Origin of the sequence: Roseateles subflavus, from assembly GCF_030285365.1 — a bacterium.
Classification (GTDB): domain Bacteria; phylum Pseudomonadota; class Gammaproteobacteria; order Burkholderiales; family Burkholderiaceae_C; genus Roseateles_B; species Roseateles_B subflavus.
The window spans coordinates 341,748-358,596 of the sequence record NZ_JASVDS010000001.1 but is presented as its reverse complement, the minus strand read 5'-3'; the positions used below and the strand labels follow the sequence as shown (position 1 = coordinate 358,596).

The 16,849-nt window shown below is 72.4% G+C and carries 15 protein-coding genes; 7 read left to right on the top strand and 8 right to left on the bottom strand.

All coding sequences use genetic code 11. The features are described from left to right. Nucleotides 1–84: 84 nt before the first annotated feature. On the top strand, nt 85–843 hold the full coding sequence (locus tag QRD43_RS01620; RefSeq protein WP_285980724.1) for a substrate-binding periplasmic protein: 759 nt from the start codon (nt 85–87) through the stop codon (nt 841–843). A gap of 12 nt (nt 844–855) precedes the next feature. Here the strand turns inward: QRD43_RS01620 and QRD43_RS01615 are convergent, their stop codons facing one another. The 3 genes from QRD43_RS01615 to QRD43_RS01605 are packed head-to-tail and all read right to left on the bottom strand — an operon-like array spanning nt 856 to nt 4,191. Next, complete coding sequence (locus QRD43_RS01615; protein ID WP_285980723.1) at nt 856–1,893, bottom strand: S66 peptidase family protein; 1,038 nt, start codon at nt 1,891–1,893, stop codon at nt 856–858. 19 nt (nt 1,894–1,912) lie between these two features. Then, nucleotides 1,913–2,563 (bottom strand): M15 family metallopeptidase, encoded by a 651-nt coding sequence (locus tag QRD43_RS01610; protein WP_285980722.1) that lies wholly within the window; start codon nt 2,561–2,563, stop codon nt 1,913–1,915. Beyond that, the gene (locus tag QRD43_RS01605) at nt 2,560–4,191 is read right to left on the bottom strand and encodes an ABC transporter substrate-binding protein (protein ID WP_285980721.1); all 1,632 of its coding nucleotides are present in this window, start codon (nt 4,189–4,191) and stop codon (nt 2,560–2,562) included. The genes QRD43_RS01610 and QRD43_RS01605 overlap by 4 nt, the downstream gene beginning before the upstream one ends. A gap of 203 nt (nt 4,192–4,394) precedes the next feature. On the opposite strand from QRD43_RS01605, the gene QRD43_RS01600 reads away from it, so the two are divergent. Both QRD43_RS01600 and QRD43_RS01595 read left to right on the top strand, forming a co-directional pair. Next, nucleotides 4,395–5,369 (top strand): ABC transporter ATP-binding protein, encoded by a 975-nt coding sequence (locus tag QRD43_RS01600; RefSeq protein WP_285980720.1) that lies wholly within the window; start codon nt 4,395–4,397, stop codon nt 5,367–5,369. A gap of 21 nt (nt 5,370–5,390) precedes the next feature. Continuing rightward, nucleotides 5,391–6,698, top strand: coding sequence for an ABC transporter permease (locus QRD43_RS01595; RefSeq protein ID WP_285980719.1), 1,308 nt, complete (start codon nt 5,391–5,393; stop codon nt 6,696–6,698). Nucleotides 6,699–6,716: 18 nt separating this feature from the next. Here the strand turns inward: QRD43_RS01595 and QRD43_RS01590 are convergent, their stop codons facing one another. After that, complete coding sequence (locus tag QRD43_RS01590; protein WP_285980718.1) at nt 6,717–7,715, bottom strand: helix-turn-helix domain-containing protein; 999 nt, start codon at nt 7,713–7,715, stop codon at nt 6,717–6,719. 118 nt (nt 7,716–7,833) lie between these two features. On the opposite strand from QRD43_RS01590, the gene QRD43_RS01585 reads away from it, so the two are divergent. Beyond that, nucleotides 7,834–8,661, top strand: coding sequence for an MBL fold metallo-hydrolase (locus QRD43_RS01585; protein WP_285980717.1), 828 nt, complete (start codon nt 7,834–7,836; stop codon nt 8,659–8,661). Here the strand turns inward: QRD43_RS01585 and QRD43_RS01580 are convergent. Beyond that, nucleotides 8,625–9,554 carry an agmatinase gene (locus tag QRD43_RS01580; RefSeq protein ID WP_285980716.1) on the bottom strand — a complete coding sequence of 310 codons (930 nt, stop codon included), beginning with the start codon at nt 9,552–9,554 and terminating at the stop codon, nt 8,625–8,627. The two genes, QRD43_RS01585 and QRD43_RS01580, sit on opposite strands and share 37 nt — an antisense overlap. A 119-nt stretch (nt 9,555–9,673) precedes the next feature. Here QRD43_RS01580 and QRD43_RS01575 point away from each other — a divergent pair, with 119 nt between their 5' ends. Beyond that, nucleotides 9,674–10,471, top strand: coding sequence for a hypothetical protein (locus QRD43_RS01575; protein WP_285980715.1), 798 nt, complete (start codon nt 9,674–9,676; stop codon nt 10,469–10,471). A 17-nt stretch (nt 10,472–10,488) separates the two neighbouring features. On the opposite strand, the gene QRD43_RS01570 is transcribed toward QRD43_RS01575, so the two are convergent. From QRD43_RS01570 to QRD43_RS01560, 3 genes are read right to left on the bottom strand one after another with little or no spacing between them, the layout of a single operon-like run. Next, the gene (locus tag QRD43_RS01570; RefSeq protein WP_285980714.1) at nt 10,489–11,403 is read right to left on the bottom strand and encodes an ABC transporter permease subunit; all 915 of its coding nucleotides are present in this window, start codon (nt 11,401–11,403) and stop codon (nt 10,489–10,491) included. A 7-nt stretch (nt 11,404–11,410) separates the two neighbouring features. Further along, on the bottom strand, nt 11,411–12,418 hold the full coding sequence (locus QRD43_RS01565) for an ABC transporter permease subunit (protein WP_285980713.1): 1,008 nt from the start codon (nt 12,416–12,418) through the stop codon (nt 11,411–11,413). A gap of 7 nt (nt 12,419–12,425) precedes the next feature. Continuing rightward, on the bottom strand, nt 12,426–13,301 hold the full coding sequence (locus QRD43_RS01560) for a peptidoglycan recognition protein family protein (RefSeq protein ID WP_285980712.1): 876 nt from the start codon (nt 13,299–13,301) through the stop codon (nt 12,426–12,428). Nucleotides 13,302–13,466: 165 nt separating this feature from the next. Here QRD43_RS01560 and QRD43_RS01555 point away from each other — a divergent pair, with 165 nt between their 5' ends. Beyond that, entirely contained in the window at nt 13,467–14,588 is a 1,122-nt protein-coding gene (locus QRD43_RS01555; protein ID WP_285980711.1) for an HD-GYP domain-containing protein, read from the top strand. A gap of 115 nt (nt 14,589–14,703) precedes the next feature. Next, nucleotides 14,704–16,803: a M13 family metallopeptidase gene (locus QRD43_RS01550; protein WP_285980710.1), complete on the top strand. Its 2,100-nt coding sequence runs from the start codon at nt 14,704–14,706 to the stop codon at nt 16,801–16,803. Nucleotides 16,804–16,849 lie beyond the last annotated feature (46 nt).

Below are 16,849 nucleotides of genomic sequence, written 5' to 3'. Positions count from 1 at the left end.
GCGATCAGCGGGAGGCAGGCGCAGCGCGGAGGCCGTGGCGGCCGGGCGGTGGCGGACGGGGTGCCGGGCGTTGCCGCGCGCTTCTTGGCGCTCCCGCTCCTGGCCGTACTGCTCGTCGGAGCCTGCGCCGGGGCGGGCGCCGCCACGCCCATCCGCATGTTCTACACCCAGGACCGCCCGCCCTACACCTACCGCGAGCAGGGCGAGCCCGCCGGCCCCATGGTGGCCGTGCTGCAGGCGGTGTGCGCGGAGCTGAAGTGGCGCTGCGAGGTGCGCTTCCTGCCCTGGCGCCAGGCGCTGGCCCGCGCCGAGCAGGGCGAGGCGGACGGCCTCTTCACGGTGGCCGACATCGCCGAGCGGCGCCGCTTCTTCCACGTCACGCGCCCCGTGCTGATGGCGCGTTATGCCCTCTTCGCGCGCAGCGGGCAGGCCTTCGTCTACAAGGGGCCGCGCAGCCTGGTCGGTCATACCGTGGCCGCCTACGGGCCGTCCGGCACCGCCCAGCTGCTGCAGGAGCTGACGCAGGGGCTGGACGTCGACGTCCGGGTCGAGCCCGACAACCTCACCGTGCTGCGCCGCCTGGGCCAGGGCGCCTATGGCCCGGACGGGCTGGCGCTCGTCAACGAGAGCACGGCGCTCACGCTGCTGCAGAACGAGACCCTGGCGCCGCTGCAGTCGGCCGGCGTCGTGCGCCAGCTGAGCTACCACTTCGGCCTGAGCCGGCAGCGCCTGAAGCCGGCGGAGCACCAGGCCTTCGACCGCGTGCTGGCCCAGCTGTGCCGCAGCGGGGCCACGGCGGACCTCCTGCTGCCCTACGGCCTGCCGGTCGCGCCCTGCCGCTGAGCGGGCGGGGGCTCAGCGAACGGCGGGCTCCAGCAGGCGCAGCGTGCAGGCGTCGGCGTCGATCTCGGCCTCGGCGCCGAGCGGCAGCGTGAACTTGCGCGGGATGTGGCCGATCATCGCGCCGCGGTAGACCGGCACGCCCAGCCCGCCGAAGTAGTCCTCGAAGACCTCGTCCAGCGTCAGCGTGCCGTAGTTGCCGTCACCCGGCGTGCACTGGGTGAACTGGCCCAGCACCACCCCCGCCAGCTGACGCAGGGCCCCCGCCAGGCGCAGCGTGGCGAGCATGCGGTCGACGCGGTAGATGTACTCGTTGATGTCCTCCAGGAAGAGGATCGCCCCCTGGAAATCCGGCCAGTAGTCGGAGCCCGCCATGGCGCTGAGCACGGCCAGGTTGCCGCCGATCAGCCGCCCTCGCGCGCGGCCGCCGCGCACGGTCCAGGCGCGGTCATGGGCCTGAACGAGGTCGCCGCCCTGCTCGCCGCGCGGGTTCTGCAGCAGGGGCGCCTCGCCCGCCATCACGAGGGCGCGGAAGTGGCGGGTGGTGAAGTCCGTCCAGGTCGAGCCCGCGAAGGGCGCATGGAAGGTGACGAGCCCCGTCTGCCGGTGGATGGCGTTGATGAGGCAGGTGACGTCGGAGAAGCCGCCGAAGAACTTGGGGTGCGCCCGGATCAGCCCGTAGTCCAGGCGATCGACGATGCGCGCGCAGCCGGAGCCGCCCGTGAGCGCCAGCAGGCCGGCGATGCGGTCGTCGGCGAAGAAGCGGTGGATGTCCTCGGCCCGCTCGGCGTCCGTGCCGCCGAACTGCCCGCGCCGCGAGAGGGCATGGGGCCCGAGCCGCACCTGGAGGCCCAGGGCCTGCAGCGCCTCGGTGGCGAGGGCCACGGGCTCGCGTTCGAAGCTGGCGTTGGCCGGGCTGATGAGGCCGATCGTGTCGCCCGGCTGCAGGCGCCGCGGGCGCAGCAGTGGTGCTCGCCCGGCCGCGGCCGCGCCGCCGCCCGTGGCCGCGAGGGCGCCCAGCGGCGCGGTCTGCAGGAAATGACGTCGGTCCATGCGGGGCTCCTTGGGGGCGTCACAGGACGCGGGGCAGCGTCGCGCGGGCCTGCTCGCGATCGCCGAACTCGAAATGCCACCACTCCGTCGTGATGGTGTGGAAGCCGCCGGCGCGCATCGCCGCGCGCAGCCAGCCGCGGTGGCTCAGCTGCTGCGCGGTGAGCAGGCCCTGCGCCAGATGCTCGGCCTCGTGGTCGGGGTGGGACAGCAGGCACATCTCGTCGAAGCCCGAGCCCATGTCCAGCTCGCGCCCGTCGGCGTCCAGCAGCCCTGCGTCCACGGCCACGCCGAAGGAATGCAGCGAGCCGGCCTCGGGATGCGCCAGGTACAGCGCCAGCGGCGTGCCCTCGAGCTCGGCGTAGAGCGCCTCCTGCACGCGCTGCGGCCGCAGGGCATCGAAGACGCGGATCCGCCAGCCGGCGCGATGCCGCTGCAGCCAGGCCGCCGCGCGCTGCAGGCCGGCGGCCGCGTCACGTCGCAGGTAGGCGCAGTCCAGCGGGCCGTAGACATCGCGGCTCACGAAGTTGTCCGGCGTGGCGTAGCGCAGGTCGAGGTCGATCTCGGGGAGGCCGCGCAGGGACTGGAAGTCGGGGTGCGCGGCGATGTCCTCGCAGGCGATCAGGGGCAGGGGTGTCGGCATGGGCGTCGGGAGACTCAGCGGCAAGGTCATTCGCGCCAGACCTTCTCGAACTCGACGCCGCCATTGGGGTTGATCACGAAGCCCTTCACGTCCGCCCGCACGGGCAGGTAGAGCGTGGAGTGCGCGAAGGGGATCCAGGGCCGCTCGCGGTGGAAGATGCGCTGCGCCTCGACGTACAGGGCGGCGCGCCGGGCGGCATCGGGCGTGGCGCGGGCGGTGTCGATCAGGCGCTCGAACTCGGCATTGCAGAACTTCACGCCGCTGCGGTTGGCCGCGCAGCTGAGATTGGGCGTGAGGAACTCGTCGGCGTCGCCGCTCTCGCCGCTCCAGCCGCTCATGTAGACGTCGTGCTCGCCCTTGTTGGCACGCTTGAGGTACTCGCCCCACTCGTAGGTCTTGATGTGCGCCCGCACGCCGATGCGCGCCCAGTCCTGCTGGATCATCTGTGCCAGCAGCAGGCCGTTCGGGTTGGTCGGCCGGGCGATGGGCAGCGCCCAGAGGTCCAGCGCGAAGCCGTCCGGGTAGCCCGCCTCGGCCAGCAGGCGGCGCGCGCGGGCGGGGTCGTACGTGTTGCGCAGGCTGCGGTCGAAACCCGGGATGGCCGGCGGGAAGGCGCTCACCGCCGGCGTGGCGTCGCCCCGCGGGAACAGCACCTTGAACAGCGCCGGGCGGTCGATGGCGATGTCCAGCGCCTCGCGCACGGCACGCACATTCGTCGGCGCGCGGGCCAGGTTGAAGCTCAGGTAGCTGATGTTCAGGGCCTGGACCTGCAGCAGCTGGATGTCCGCGCGCTTGGCGAGCACCGGCACGTCGATGTCCCGTGCCGGCGAGCTCACCTGGCACTCGCCGGCCAGCAGCTTCTGCACACGCACATTGGGCTCGCGGGCCATGGCGAAGATGAGCTTGGGCGTGCGCACCGGGCCGGCCCAGTAGTCGGGATTCGCCTCCAGGCGCAGGACGTCGTCCTTGTCGTAACGGCGGAAGGCGAAGGGGCCGGTGCCGATCGGCGCGCTGTTGAGCCGGTGCGGCTCGCCGCGCTGCAGCAGCTGCTGCGCGTACTCCGCCGAATGGAGGCCGGCGAAGGGCATCGCGAACCAGCTGAGGAACACCACGTTCGGCTCGCGCAGCGTGAAGCGCACCGTGTGCTCGTCGAGCTTCTCCAGCTTCAGCACGAGCTTCGCCAGGCCCAGGTTGTTGGGATAGATGAAGTTGCCGGGCAGCGCCCGGTTGAAGGGATGCGCCGGGTCGAGGAAGCGGCCGAAGGTGAAGAGCACATCGTCCGCGTTGAACTCGCGGCTCGGCGTGAACCAGGTGCGGTGGTGGAACTTCACCCCACGGCGCAGCTCGAAGGTGAAGACGCGGGCATCCGGCGACACCGTCCAGCGTTCCGCGAGGCGCGGCACCAGCGCCGTGCCGCCGCGCTCGAAACCGAGCAGGCCCTGGAAGAGCTGGCGCACGGCGTTGTTGGTGCTGGTGCTGTCCCACAGACCGGGATCGAAGCCCTCGGGGCTGGCCTCGCTGCAGTAGACGATGGGCTTGCCGGGCGCCTCGGCGTGCGCCGGCGCGGCGGTCAGCAGGGACCCGAGCGCGGCCAGGAGGCCCAGGATCCCGGCGCGCAGGCGGGGAGCGGGGGAGGCGGGCAGTCCGGGGCAGGGCATCGGCAGGGCGGGTTCACGGCGGCGGTGGCGACGGCTGCATTGTGCGCGCAAGTGTCCGGGGGAGGCCGCCCCGGCACCAACGAGGCGGGTCTGCTGTCGACTCGGCGCCGCTGCTGTCGATCCGGCAAGTCCCGGGGGGCCGCCGGCGCGGGATTTCCTAGACTGCCGGCACAGCGGCCGTCAGCGGGCTGCAGGAGCGAGGAATGGACATATCGCAGGACCCGGCACCGCACGGTGCCGTCTTGCAGGCGGCGGGCCTGCGCAAGCGCTACGGCGCGCACGAGGTGGTGCAGGGCATCGACCTGATCCTGCCCGCGGGGCAGATCCGCGGGCTCCTGGGCCCGAACGGTGCGGGCAAGAGCACCACCGTCGCCATGCTCGCCGGCCTCCTGCCGCCCGATGCCGGCGAGGTGCGGGTGCTGGGCCAGCGGCTCGCCGGCGATGCCCAGGCCGTCAAGGCGCGCATCGGCCTGGTGCCGCAGGAGCTGGCTCTGCACGAGACGCTCACCGCGGCGCAGAACCTGCGCAGCTTCGGCGCGCTGTACGGCCTGCGCGGTCGCGCGCTGGACCATGCGGTGGCCTCCGCGCTCGACCTGGCCGGCCTGGCGCCGCAGGCCCACTCGCGCGTGGACACCTTCAGCGGCGGCATGAAGCGGCGGCTGCACATTGCCGTGGCGCTGCTGCATGACCCGGCCGTCGTCTTCCTCGATGAACCCACGGCCGGCGTGGACCCGCAGAGCCGCAATGCCATCTTCGAGGCGCTGGAGCAGCTGCGGGACGCCGGCAAGGCGCTGCTCTACACCACGCACTACATGGAGGAGGCGGAGCGCCTGTGCGACCACCTCACCATCCTGGACCAGGGGCGGGTGATGGCCGAGGGCCCCCTCGCCGCGCTGCACGAGCAGCTGCCGCTGAAGGCCGAGCTGTCGGTGCAGCTGAGCCGTCCGCTGGCACCGCAGGACCTGCTGGAGCTGGGCGACCGGCCCGGGGTGCTGCAGTTCGAGGCCACGGACGAGCGCCGCTGCGCCTGGCGCGTGGGACTGGCGCAGATGGCCGTCGCCCCTGCGCTGGTCATCGCGCTGCATGAACGGGGCTACGGGCTGGAGCTCCTCGCCACGCGCCGCCCCAGCCTGGAGCAGCTCTTCCTGCATCTCACCGGCCGTCGCCTGCGCGACTGAGCCCTTCACCGGAGACGTGTCATGACCGCCTGGTTGGCCCTGGTGCAAGTTCAATTGCGCCTCTACCTGAACAATCGCAAGGCCCTGGTGCTCCACGTGCTGGCGCCCATCCTCATCGCCACCTTCTTCGGTTCGCTGTTCGGAGGCGCGGGCGGCAGCAAGGAGCCGGTCCACGTGAACGTGGGCTGGGTGGACGAGGACGGCAGCCCGGCCGCCGTGGCCCTCGGCGAGGCCCTGGCCGCGGACCCCCAGCTGCGGGTGCAGCGCCTCTCGCGCGAGGAGGCGCTGCAGCGTGTGCGGGCGGGCAAGCTGCCCGTGGCCGTCGTCCTGCCGCCGCAGTTCGCGGAGCAGGCCGGCAACGCGCTGTTCGTGGGCAGCAAGCCGGTGCTGCCGCTCTACTACGACCCCTCCGACCGCATGGCCCTGGGCCTGGTGCGCGGCCTGCTGACCCAGCACGTGATGCAGCAGGTCCTGTTCAAGGGCTTCGCCGGCGCGCAGGGCAGCCGGCGCATCGAGGCGCTGCAGACGCAGCTGCAGGGCCAGGCGGGCCTCCCGTCCGAGCGTCGCGGCCAGCTCGAGTCGCTGATGCGCTCGGTGCAGGCCCTGCAGACGCCCCTGCCGCAGGAGACCGCCGCCTCGGCTGCCACCGCCACCGCCGCGCCGTCCCCGACCCTGGGCGCGCCCTTCGAGGCGCAGGAGCAGGCCGTGACGGGGTCGCAGTCCGGCTACAACGGCTACGCGCACTCGTTCGCCGGCATGGGCGTGCAGTTCGTGCTGATGCTCGGGGTGGAGCTGGGCGTCGGCCTGCTGGTGATGCGCCGCAGCGGGCTGTGGCTGCGCCTGCGGGCGGCCCCGCTGAGCAAGGGCACGGTGTTGGGCAGCTACTTCGCGAGCACCGCCCTCATCGCCTTCCTCATCTTCTCGACCGTGCTGCTGGCCGGCATGCTGATGTTCGGCTTCCGTGTCGAGGGCAGCGTGCCCGGCGCCGTCCTGCTGCTGGCGAGCTACGCCTGCTTCACCGCCGGCTTCGGCCTCTTCCTGGCCGCGGTGGGCGGCAGCCCGGAGGCCACGCGCGGCCTGGCCATCATGGCGACCCTGCTGATGGTGATGCTGGGCGGCGCCTGGGTGCCGAGCTTCGTCTTCCCCGCCTGGATGCAGGAGGCCACGCTCTTCGTGCCCGTGCGCTGGGCGGTGGACGGGCTGGACGCCATGCTGTGGCGCGGCCAGCCGCTCGCCGACGTGGGGCCGCCGGTGGCGGTCCTGCTGGGCAGCGCCGCGGCGCTGGTGGCCCTGGCGGTCTGGCGCTTTCGCTGGCGGGAGGGGGACTGAGCGCCGGCCCGCCGACCGCTAGCCGGCGTTCGGCGCTCCGGGGCGAGGGGGGCGGGCATGGGCCTGGCGGAACTGGCCGGGCGTGCAGCCCAGCAGCGCCTGGAAGCTGCGGTGCAGACTGGCCTCGCTGGCGTAGCCCAGGGCGGCCGCCACCGTCTTGACGGGGGCCGAGGACTCGCACAGCTGCTCCGCCGCCTGCCGCAGCTTCAGCAGCCGCAGCCACTGACCGGCCGGCCGCCCGGTCTGCGCCGGCAGCCAGCGGCCCAGCGTGCGCAGGGACATGCCGATCGCCGCCGAGGCGCCGGCCAGCGTCAGCGCCTGGGCCGGCTGACGCTGCGCAAAGACGATCAGCTGGCGCAGCCGCGCATCCTCCTGGCTCAGCAGCTCGACGCAGCGGAACTGCGGCGGCCACTGCTGCGGCCGCGGCAGCATCAGCACGGCCTCGACGTCGCGCAAGGCGTCCGCGTCCAGGCGCTCGGACAGGCTCTGCAGCATCAGGGGCAGGTAGCCGTGCGGGCCCGCGGCCGTGCGTATCGGTCCGCTGTGCACGACCTGCTCGTCGAAGCGCCAGCGCACGTGGGGAAAGCGTTCAGCCAGGGCCGGCCGGAGCCACCAGGTGGCTGTCGCGTCGCGGTGATCGAGCCGGCCTGCCGCCGCGAGCAGGGCCACGCCGGCGCAGTAGCTCCACAGGGACTCCCGGGCAGGGCGGGTCCGCAGCGCCTGCACGAGCGGGTCCAGGGCCGCCCGCTGACGGTCGAGGTCGGACCGGGACGCCGTCCACAGGCCGGGAACGAGCCAGGCCTCGCAGCCGGCCTCGGCCAGGGCGGCCTCGGGGGCCAGGGCCGGGCCCTGCCAGGTCTGCACCGGCCGGCCGTCGAGGCTGACCCAGCGCACGACGAAGGCCGTCCTGCCCAGGCGCAGATTGGCCGCCCGGGCGAGATCGGCGGCGGCGAAGAGCCCGGCCGGCATGCAGCCGTCGAAGAGCAGCAGGCCCAGGTGCAGGGGCGGTGGCGGCATGGGGTCAGGCGTTTGGCTGGAAACCGAAGGATCTTGGCAGATCAGGCCATTGTGCGGGGGGCGAGCGCTTTGAACAATGGCACGGTCTGCTCTCACCGCGCCCTGCGCAAGGACCCCGATGCAAATCACCCAGATCCGCAATGCCACCGTCCTGCTGGAGTTCACGAGCGGCGGTCAGGCCGTCGGCCTGCTGGTCGACCCGATGCTGGCTGACGCCGGGGCGCTGCCCAGCCTGCGCTACCTGGGCGGCACGCGGCGCCGCAATCCGCTCGTGCCGCTGCCAGCCGGAGCCGCTCCAGCGCTGGAGCGGGCCACGCATGCCCTCATCACGCATTGCCAGAAAGGCCACTTCGACCACCTGGACCGCGCCGGGCGGCGCTTCCTGCGCGAGCGCGCGCTGCCCGTGGCCTGCATGCCCGATGACGCGGGCTGGCTGGCGGCCCGGGGGCTCGTGACGCTGCCGCTGTCAGGCCCGCAGCGCCAGTCCTTCCTGGGCGGCCACATCACCCCCATTCCCTGCCTGCACGGCCGGGGCTGGGTGGGGCGGCTGATGGCCCACGGCATGGGCTACCTGATCGAGATGCCGGGAGAGCCCAGCGTCTATGTGGCGGGTGACACGGTGCTGACCGATCCCGTGCGGCACTGCCTCTCGGTCCTGAAGCCGGACCTGGCCATCCTGCCGGCGGGCGGCGCGCGCTTCGACCTCGGCGGGGAGATCCTGATGGACGCCGAGGAGCTGGCCGCGGCCGTGCGGGACTATGGCGGCCAGGTGCTCGTCAACCATCTCGAGGCGCTGGACCACTGCCCGGTGTCGCGGGCCGAGGTGCGCGAGCGGGCCGCCTTCCTGGGCGCTCGCCTGTGGGTGCCGCAGGACGGCGAGACCCGTCGCTACGAGCCGGCCGGTGCCCCTCAGCGCGCCGCCTGCGCCAGCCGCCCGCAGAGGTAGGTCCAGACGAACTGCGCGGCTGCGTAGCTCGTGAGCTCCGCGTGGTCGTAGGGCGGGGCCACCTCGACGCAGTCCATGCCGACCCAGGGCAGGTCGGCCAGCTCCTCCAGCACGCTGAGCACCTGGTTGCTGCTCATGCCGCCGGGCTCCGGCGTGCCGGTGCCGGGCGCGAAGGCCGGGTCCAGGCAGTCGATGTCGAGGCTGAGGTAGACCGGCGGATGGCCCAGCGCGGCCAGGCGCGCGCGGATCTCGCCCAGGATGCCGGCCAGCTGCGCGGGGCTCTCCAGCCCGCGCAGGCGGCGGGCGTCGTAGATCAGCCCGCCCTGGTCCCGCACGTAGTCGCGCGCCTCGCGCTGGCCGGCCGAACGGATGCCCAGCTGGACCATGCCGGCGGGCATCACCAGGCCCTCCTGCAGGGCCTCGTAGACCCAGGTGCCATGGCCGCTGGGCTCGCCGAAGTGGTCTTCCCAGGTGTCGCAGTGGGCGTCGAAGTGCAGGCAGGCCAGCGGGCGACCGTGGTGCGCGCGGTAGGCGCGCAGCAGGGGCAGCGTGATGCTGTGGTCGCCCCCCAGCCACACCATGTGCTGCTGCGCGATCAGGGGCGCGATGAGGGGCATCATCGCCGCGCGCATGCCCTCGAGGCTGGTGTTGGGCAGGGGCAGGTCGCCGAAGTCCGCGAGCTGGCCGTCGGGCGTGGTGTTGAAGAACGGATGAATGCCGTCGCACAGCATGTGGCTGGCCTCGCGGATGGCGCGGGGGCCGAAGCGGGCGCCGGGGCGGTTGGTCACGCAGCCGTCCCAGGCAATGCCGGCCAGGCCGAAGGGGCGGGCGCCGGGCGCCGCCGCAGGCTGCTTCATGAAGGTGGACTGGCTCAGGAAGGCGAAGTGGCTCATGGGACTCCCGCGGGGCTGGCGTCAGGCGGCCGGCCTGCCCCCGGATTGAATCACGACCGGCGCCGGGAGCCAGGACCTGCGATAGCATCGCCGCACCTAACACCAATTCTGGAGGGAGCATGACAAACACCGCACGCCGCCTGAGCCTCGCCGCCCTGGCGGTCACCGGGCTGTGGGGCCTCACCGGCCTGAGCGCCGCGCAGGCGGCCGGCACGCCGCAGCGTGTGGCCGTGGTGTCGCTGCTGGGGGACGAGCTGCAGGTCGTGACCGGCAGCCGCAAGACCGGCAGCCACCTGGACAGCAACCGCCGCGACGCCTGGCCGATGCCGGCCGGCCTGATGGACGGCACCTCCCTGGTGGCGGTCGAGAAGGCCGGCAAGCAGGTGGCGCCCGAGAGCGAGTTCCTGCTGCTGAAGCTGCCCTCCGCCCGCCTGTTCGGGGACCCGCTGGGCCAGCCCGAAGGTCCGCGCTATGAGATCCCCGCGGCGCTGAAGCCCACGCTCCAGCAGATCCAGGCCACGCAGCTGATCCTCATCACGCCGGTGCGGACGGACCTGCGCGTGCAGGGCGTGGACTTCGCGACGGGCAACGGCGTGCTCACGGGCCTCGGCTTCTACGTGGACGACCTGATGCGGGTGCGCCAGATCAACCGCGCTGATCTGCGCGAGACGGGCGAGGTCGCGCGCGGCTTCCTCGCGCCCTACGTCTATGTGAAGGCCTCGCTGATCGACGCCCGGACCGGCGCCGTGCTGGCCCAGAAGGTCGTGGCCAAGGCCGAGGCCGTCGTCGGATCGCGCGACGAGGGCGTGGCGGATCCCTTCGAGAGCCTGGACGGTCCCTCGAAGGTCAAGCTCCTGACCGACATGCTCACCGCCGAGGTGGGCGAGGCCACGAAGACGCTGCTCGCCCCGCGCTGATCCGGGCTGCGGGGGCCTCAGGCCCGCCGCAGCTTCGGGTCCAGCGCGTCGCGCAGGCCGTCCCCCACGAGGTTGACGCTCAGCACCGTCACGAGGATGGCGAGGCCGGGCAGGCTCAGCACCCAGGGCGCGCGCTGCAGCGCGTCGCGCGCCGAGGCCAGCATGCTGCCCCACTCGGGCGTCGGCGCCTGCACGCCGAGGCCGAGGAAGCCCAGGCCGGCGGCCTCGAGGATGGCCGAGGAGAACGCCAGCGTGGCCTGCACGATCAGCGGTGCCGCGCAGTTGGGCAGCACCGTGCGGAACATCAGGTGCGCCGTCGAGGCGCCCGCGGCGCGCGCCGCCTGCACGTAGTCCCGCGACTTCTCGGCCAGGGCGGCCGCCCGCGCCAGCCGCGTGCTGCCGGGCAGGGCGCCGATGGCGATGGCGATCACCGTGTTCGTGAGGCCCGGGCCGAGGATCGTGATCACGCAGATCGCCAGCAGCAGCCCGGGCAGGGCCAGCAGCACGTCCATGCTGCGCATCACCAGCGGCGACAGCCAGCGCTCGTGGAAGGCGGCCAACAGGCCCAGCGCGATGCCCGGCACCAGCGCCAGCACCACGGATGCCAGCCCCAGGCCCAGCGAGACGCGTGCGCCGTGCAGCAGCCGCGAGAGCAGGTCGCGGCCGAGCTCGTCGGTGCCCAGCAGGAAGCGCGCGCTGCCGCCGTCCATCCAGACGGGCGGCTGCAGGAGGTGGTCCCGGTACTGCTGCAGCGGATCGTGGGGCGCCAGCCACGGCGCCAGCAGGGCTGCGAGCGCCATCAGGACGAAGACGAGCAGCGCGGCCAGCGCCCCGCGCTGCGTCGCGAAGCGGTCCCAGGCCAGGCGCAGCGGGCCGCGGCTGCGCACCGGGCGGGCGTCGGCGGGCGAGGGGGTCAGGTCTTGCGTCGGCATGGCCATCTCAGCGGGCGCGCATGCGCGGGTTGACGACGCCGTAGAGCACGTCCACCACGAGGTTCACGCCCATGAAGGTCAGCGCGGAGATCAGGATGCCGGCCTGCACGACGGGGTAGTCGCGCCGGCTGATGGCGTCGATCAGCCACTTGCCCACGCCGGGCCAGGAGAAGATGGTCTCGGTCAGCACGGCGCCGGCGAGCAGGCTGCCCGTCTGCAGGCCGACGACGGTCAGCACCGGCACCAGGGCGTTGCGCAGGGCATGGCGCAGCACCACGCGGGTGGCGGAGAGGCCCTTGGCGCGGGCGGTGCGGATGTAGTCCTCCTGCAGCACCTCGAGCATGCTGGAGCGCGTCATGCGGGCGATCACGGCGGTGCTGGAGGTGCCCAGCACCAGGGCCGGCAGCAGCAGGTGCAGCAGCGCCGAGCGCCATGCGCCGGGCTCCGGGTGCAGCGCCGCGTCGATCAGCATGAAGCCGGTGACCTGCGTGACCTCGTACTCGATGGCGATGCGGCCCGTCACCGGCGTCCAGGCCAGGCCCACCGAGAAGGTCATGATGAGAATCAGGCCCCACCAGAACACCGGCATCGAGTAGCCGAGCGTGGCCACGCCCATCACGCCCTGGTCCAGCCAGGAGCCGCGCCGCAGGCTGGCCGCCAGCCCGAGGGCGAGGCCCAGCACCAGCGCCAGCAGCAGGGCCGCCGCGGCCAGCTCCACGGTGGCGGGGAAGAGGGCGAGGAACTCCCGCGCCACCGGCTCGTGGCTGACGAGGCTGCGCCCGAGGTCGCCCTGCAGCAGCTGCAGCAGGTAGCGGCCGTACTGCACCGGCAGCGGCGCGTCGAGCCCGAGCTGGTGCAGCAGCTGCGCGTGCGTGGCGGCGTCCAGGGCGCGCTCGCCCATCATCACCTCCACCGGATCGCCCGGCACCAGGCGGATCAGGCCGAAGGCGACCAGGCTCACGCCCAGCAGCGTGGGCAGCAGCGTGAGCAGGCGGCGCAGCAGGGCGGCGAGCATGGGCGGGTCAGCGCGCCGGGGCGCTGTCCTTCATGCGAAGGCCGTCGCGCCGGGTGACAACGTCCAGCAGCGCGGCGGTCTCGGCGTCGGCCTCGCCATCATGGAGGGCCGGCCGGTACTTCATCTGGAAGGCGGCCAGCACGGCCCGGGTCTCGGTGTCCCAGAGGCCGCTGGGGGTGAGCCCGAAGCCATGCTGGGCGAGCTTCTGCTGGAACCAGGCGGCATCCGGCAGGGCCTGCTCGTACTGCGGGCGCAGGCGCTCGGCCAGGGCCTCGTCGGGCCAGGGAATCAGGCCCGCGGCCCAGAGCTGCTTCCACGGGAAGGCGGGGCCGGGGTCCTGCTTGCTCAGGGGCTGGACGTCGCTGTGGCCGAGGATGCGGTCCGGGCGGATGCGGTGGCGCGCGACGATGTCCTGGCACAGCCGGATCACCTCGTCGATCTGCGCCTGCGGGTAGGGGGCGTAGCGCGGGCCCTCGTCCGTCTGGACCCGGCCGGGGTTGACGATCTCGATGCCGATGGACGCCGCATTGACGTTGCCCCAGCTCTTCCAGCGGCTCACGCCCGCGTGCCAGGCGCGGCGGGATTCGTCCACCAGTCGGTAGGTGCGCACGGGCTCGTCGCGCACGAGGTAGTGGGCCGAGACCTCGCCGCCTTTCGGATTGGGCTGGGTGAGCGTCTTCAGTGAGCTCTCGAAGTTGCCCACGGTGTAGTGCAGGATCAGCAGCTGCGCGCGGCTGTCCTCGTTCTGGGAACGGTAGCTGTCGTCGATCTGCAGGCCCTTGGGTGCGGTGGCGCAGGCGCTCAGCAGCGCGCAGGCCAGCAGGGCGAGGGCGCCCGGGCGGCGCAGGAGAGGGGACGGGCGGTGAGCGCGAAGGCCGTTCATGGGCCCGCATTGTTGCAGCAAGGCCCGGGGGCCCGGCAGAACGAGAAGGATGCACGGTCTGCGCCTGATCTGGCGCAAGCGCCCGGGCGATTGCAAGGCCGGCGACAGCCGGCCCGCTAGCATGGGTCGACACGTGCCGCTCCGATGGCACCGGAAGGCATGCCCATGAGCCAGCCGCTGCGGCATCTCCAGCAGATCGAGGTCCGCAAGTCCGGCCTCGGCGGGCGCCTGCGCAGCCTGCACGGGATCATCCAGAGCCGGTTTCCCCGGATCAGCCGCGTGGCGCTGGCGCTCTACGACCCGGTCAGCGACACCCTGCGCACTTTCGCGAGCAGCAACGAGGACGGGGTCGCCCTGCAGCGCTACGAGGCCCGCCTGCACGAGGTGCCCTCGCTGCTGAAGCTGCGCGACGCGCGCGAGGCGCGGGTGGTGTCCGACATCGCCCAGTCCTTTGCCAACGACAGCGCCCACACGGCCTGGCTGCGCGGTCGCGAGTACCGCAGCAGCTACACCCTGCCCATCTTCCACGGCGAGGCCCTGGTGGCCTTTCTCTTCTTCGATGCCAAGGAGCCGGATGTCTTCCAGCCGGAGGTGACGGTCTTCCTGGACGTGTTCGCGGACATCGTCACGCAGCTCTACCTGCTGCGCCTGGCGGCCGTGAACACGCTGGTGGGCGCGGTGGACATCGCCACGGGCTTCGCCCGCATCCGGGACGTCGAGACCGGGCGCCACCTCGAGCGCATGGCGGCCTACGCCCGCCTCATCGCCCAGGGCGTGGCCGAGCGCCACGGGCTGAGCGACGAGACGATCGAGTACATCCACCTCTTCGCGCCGCTGCACGACATCGGCAAGGTGGGCATCCCGGACCGCACCCTGCTCAAGCCGGGGCCGCTCGATGCGGACGAGTGGGCGGTCATGAAGCGCCATGTCGACATCGGCCTGGACCTCGTCAACCACATGATCGACGACCTGGGCCTGCAGGCCGATCCGGTCGCGCGGGTGATGCGGGAGGTCGTCGGCGGTCACCACGAGCGCGGCGACGGCTCGGGCTACCCGCTGGGCCTGCGCCTGGCGGAGATCCCCGTGGTCTCCCGCGTGGTGGCGGTGGCCGATGTCTACGACGCCCTGACCACCGTGCGCCCCTACAAGCGCGCCCTGCCGGACGCCCGCGCGCTGGACCTCCTGCGCGAGGACGTGCAGGCCGGGCGCCTCGATGCGGACTGCGTGGAGGCCCTGGTGCGGGCGGAGGCGGGGCGGCTCGGGATCCATCGCACCCTGGCCGACTGAGCGCCGCCGCCCGGGCCTAGGGAAAGGCCTGACCCGCAGGCCGGGGCTGACGAGCGGCAGGGGCGGGCCTCAGGCGCCACAATGCGTGCCTTCACGAAGACACGCTTTCCCCACCATGAAGACTGCCCGCAAGACTGCCCGGTCCGCCTGGCGCCTGAGCGCCCTTGGCGCCGCGCTCGCGTTCGCCACCCTCGCCCAGGCGCAGGAGACCAAGCCGGCCGAACAGCCGCTGGAGCGCCTGCCCTACACGCCCAGCCTGGACCTCTCGGCCATGGACCGCAGCGCGGATCCCTGCGAGGACCTGTACCAGTACGCCTGCGGCGGCTGGAACAAGAACAACCCCATCCCGGACGACCAGGCCCGCTGGTCCGTCTACGCCAAGGCCGCGAACGACAACCAGCGCTACCTGTGGGGCATCCTCGCCAAGCTGGCCGAGCCGGCGGCTGCCGGTGAGACCCGCACGGAGTCCCAGACCAAGATCGGCGACTACTTCGCCGCCTGCATGGACGAGACCGCCGTCGCCCAGAAGGGCCTGGCCGCGCTCAAGCCGCTGATGGACCGCATCAACGGGCTGAAGGACAAGTCCGAGCTGCCCTTCGTGCTGGCCGCCCTGCACCAGAACACGCACAACGGCCGCTTCTTCTTCAGCTTCGGCGCCGGCCAGGACTTCGCCGACAGCACCCGCCAGATCGCCTTCGCCGGCACCGGCGGCCTGAGCCTGCCGGAGCGGGACTACTACCTCAAGACCGACGCCAAGAGCCGCGAGCTGCGCGCGAAGTTCCAGGCCCACGTGGCCCGCACCTTCGAGCTGCTGGGCGATCCGGCGCCCAAGGCCGCCGCGCAGGCGCGCCTGGTGCTGGCCGTCGAGACGGCGCTGGCCAAGGCCTCGCTGAGCGTCGTCGACAAGCGCGATCCCTACAAGAGCTTCCACCGCTTCAACGGCAAGCAGCTGCAGGCCCTGATCCCCGACTTCGACTTCGCCGCCTACCAGAGCGCGCAAGACCTGGCCCCGCAGAACGAGTTCAACGTCAGCGAGCCGGCCTTCTACAAGGCGCTGGCCCAGCAGTGGAAGCGCCTCTCGGTGGCGGACCTGCGCACGATGCTGCGCTGGCAGCTGGCCAGCAGCATGTCGCCCTACCTCGGCCCGGACTTCGTGAACGAGAACTTCGCGTTCTTCTCGAACACGCTGCACGGCGTGCCCAAGCAGCAGGCCCGCTGGAAGAAGTGCGTGACGCTGGTCGATGGCCAGCTGGGCGAGGCCCTGGGCCAGGAGTTCGTGGCCCGCAACTTCAGCCCGGAGCTGAAGGCCGCGACCCAGCGCATGACCGAGCAGATCGAGGTGGAGATGGGCAAGTCCATCCGGGCGCTGCCCTGGATGAGCGAGGACACCAAGAAGCGTGCCCTCGAGAAGCTGCACAGCATCGTGAACAAGGTCGGCTACCCCGACCAGTGGCGCGACTACGGCCGCTTCACCGTGCTGCGCGGGGACTTCGTGGGCAACGTGATGCGCGGCCAGGCCTTCGAGCGCCACCGCGACCTGGCCAAGATCGGCCAGCCGCTGGACCGCGGCGAGTGGGGCATGACGCCGCAGACGGTGAACGCCTACTACAACGCCCAGATGAACGACATCAACTTCCCGGCCGGCGTGCTGCAGCCCCCGCTGTACGACGCGAAGATGGATGACGCGCCCAACTACGGCAACACCGGCGGCACGATCGGCCACGAGCTGGTGCACGGCTTCGACGACGAAGGCCGCCAGTTCGACGCCAAGGGCAATCTCAAGGACTGGTGGACGAAGAAGGACGCCAAGGCCTTCGAGCAGCGCGCTGCCTGCGTCTCGAAGCAGTACGCCCAGTACAAGGTCATCGACGACATCAGGATCAACAGCAAGCTGACGCTGGGCGAGGACCTGGCCGACCTCGGCGGCCTGGTGCTGGCCTGGGCCGCCTGGCAGACGCAGATCGCGGGCAAGCAGCTGCCCGCCGCCGACGGCCTGACGCCCGAGCAGCGCTTCTTCGTGGGCTTCGCGCAGTGGGACTGCAGCGACACCCGCCCCGAGGCTGCCCGGGTGCACGCCGCCACCGACCCGCACTCGCCGGGCCGCTACCGCATCAACGGCGTGGCGGTGAACATGCCCGAGTTCGAGAAGGCCTTCGCCTGCAAGCCCGGCCAGGCCATGGTCAAGCCGGCTGCGGAGCGCTGCAAGGTCTGGTAAGCGGCTCGTCCGCGCCATGAGGGGGCTGCCGCGGCAGCCCCTTTTT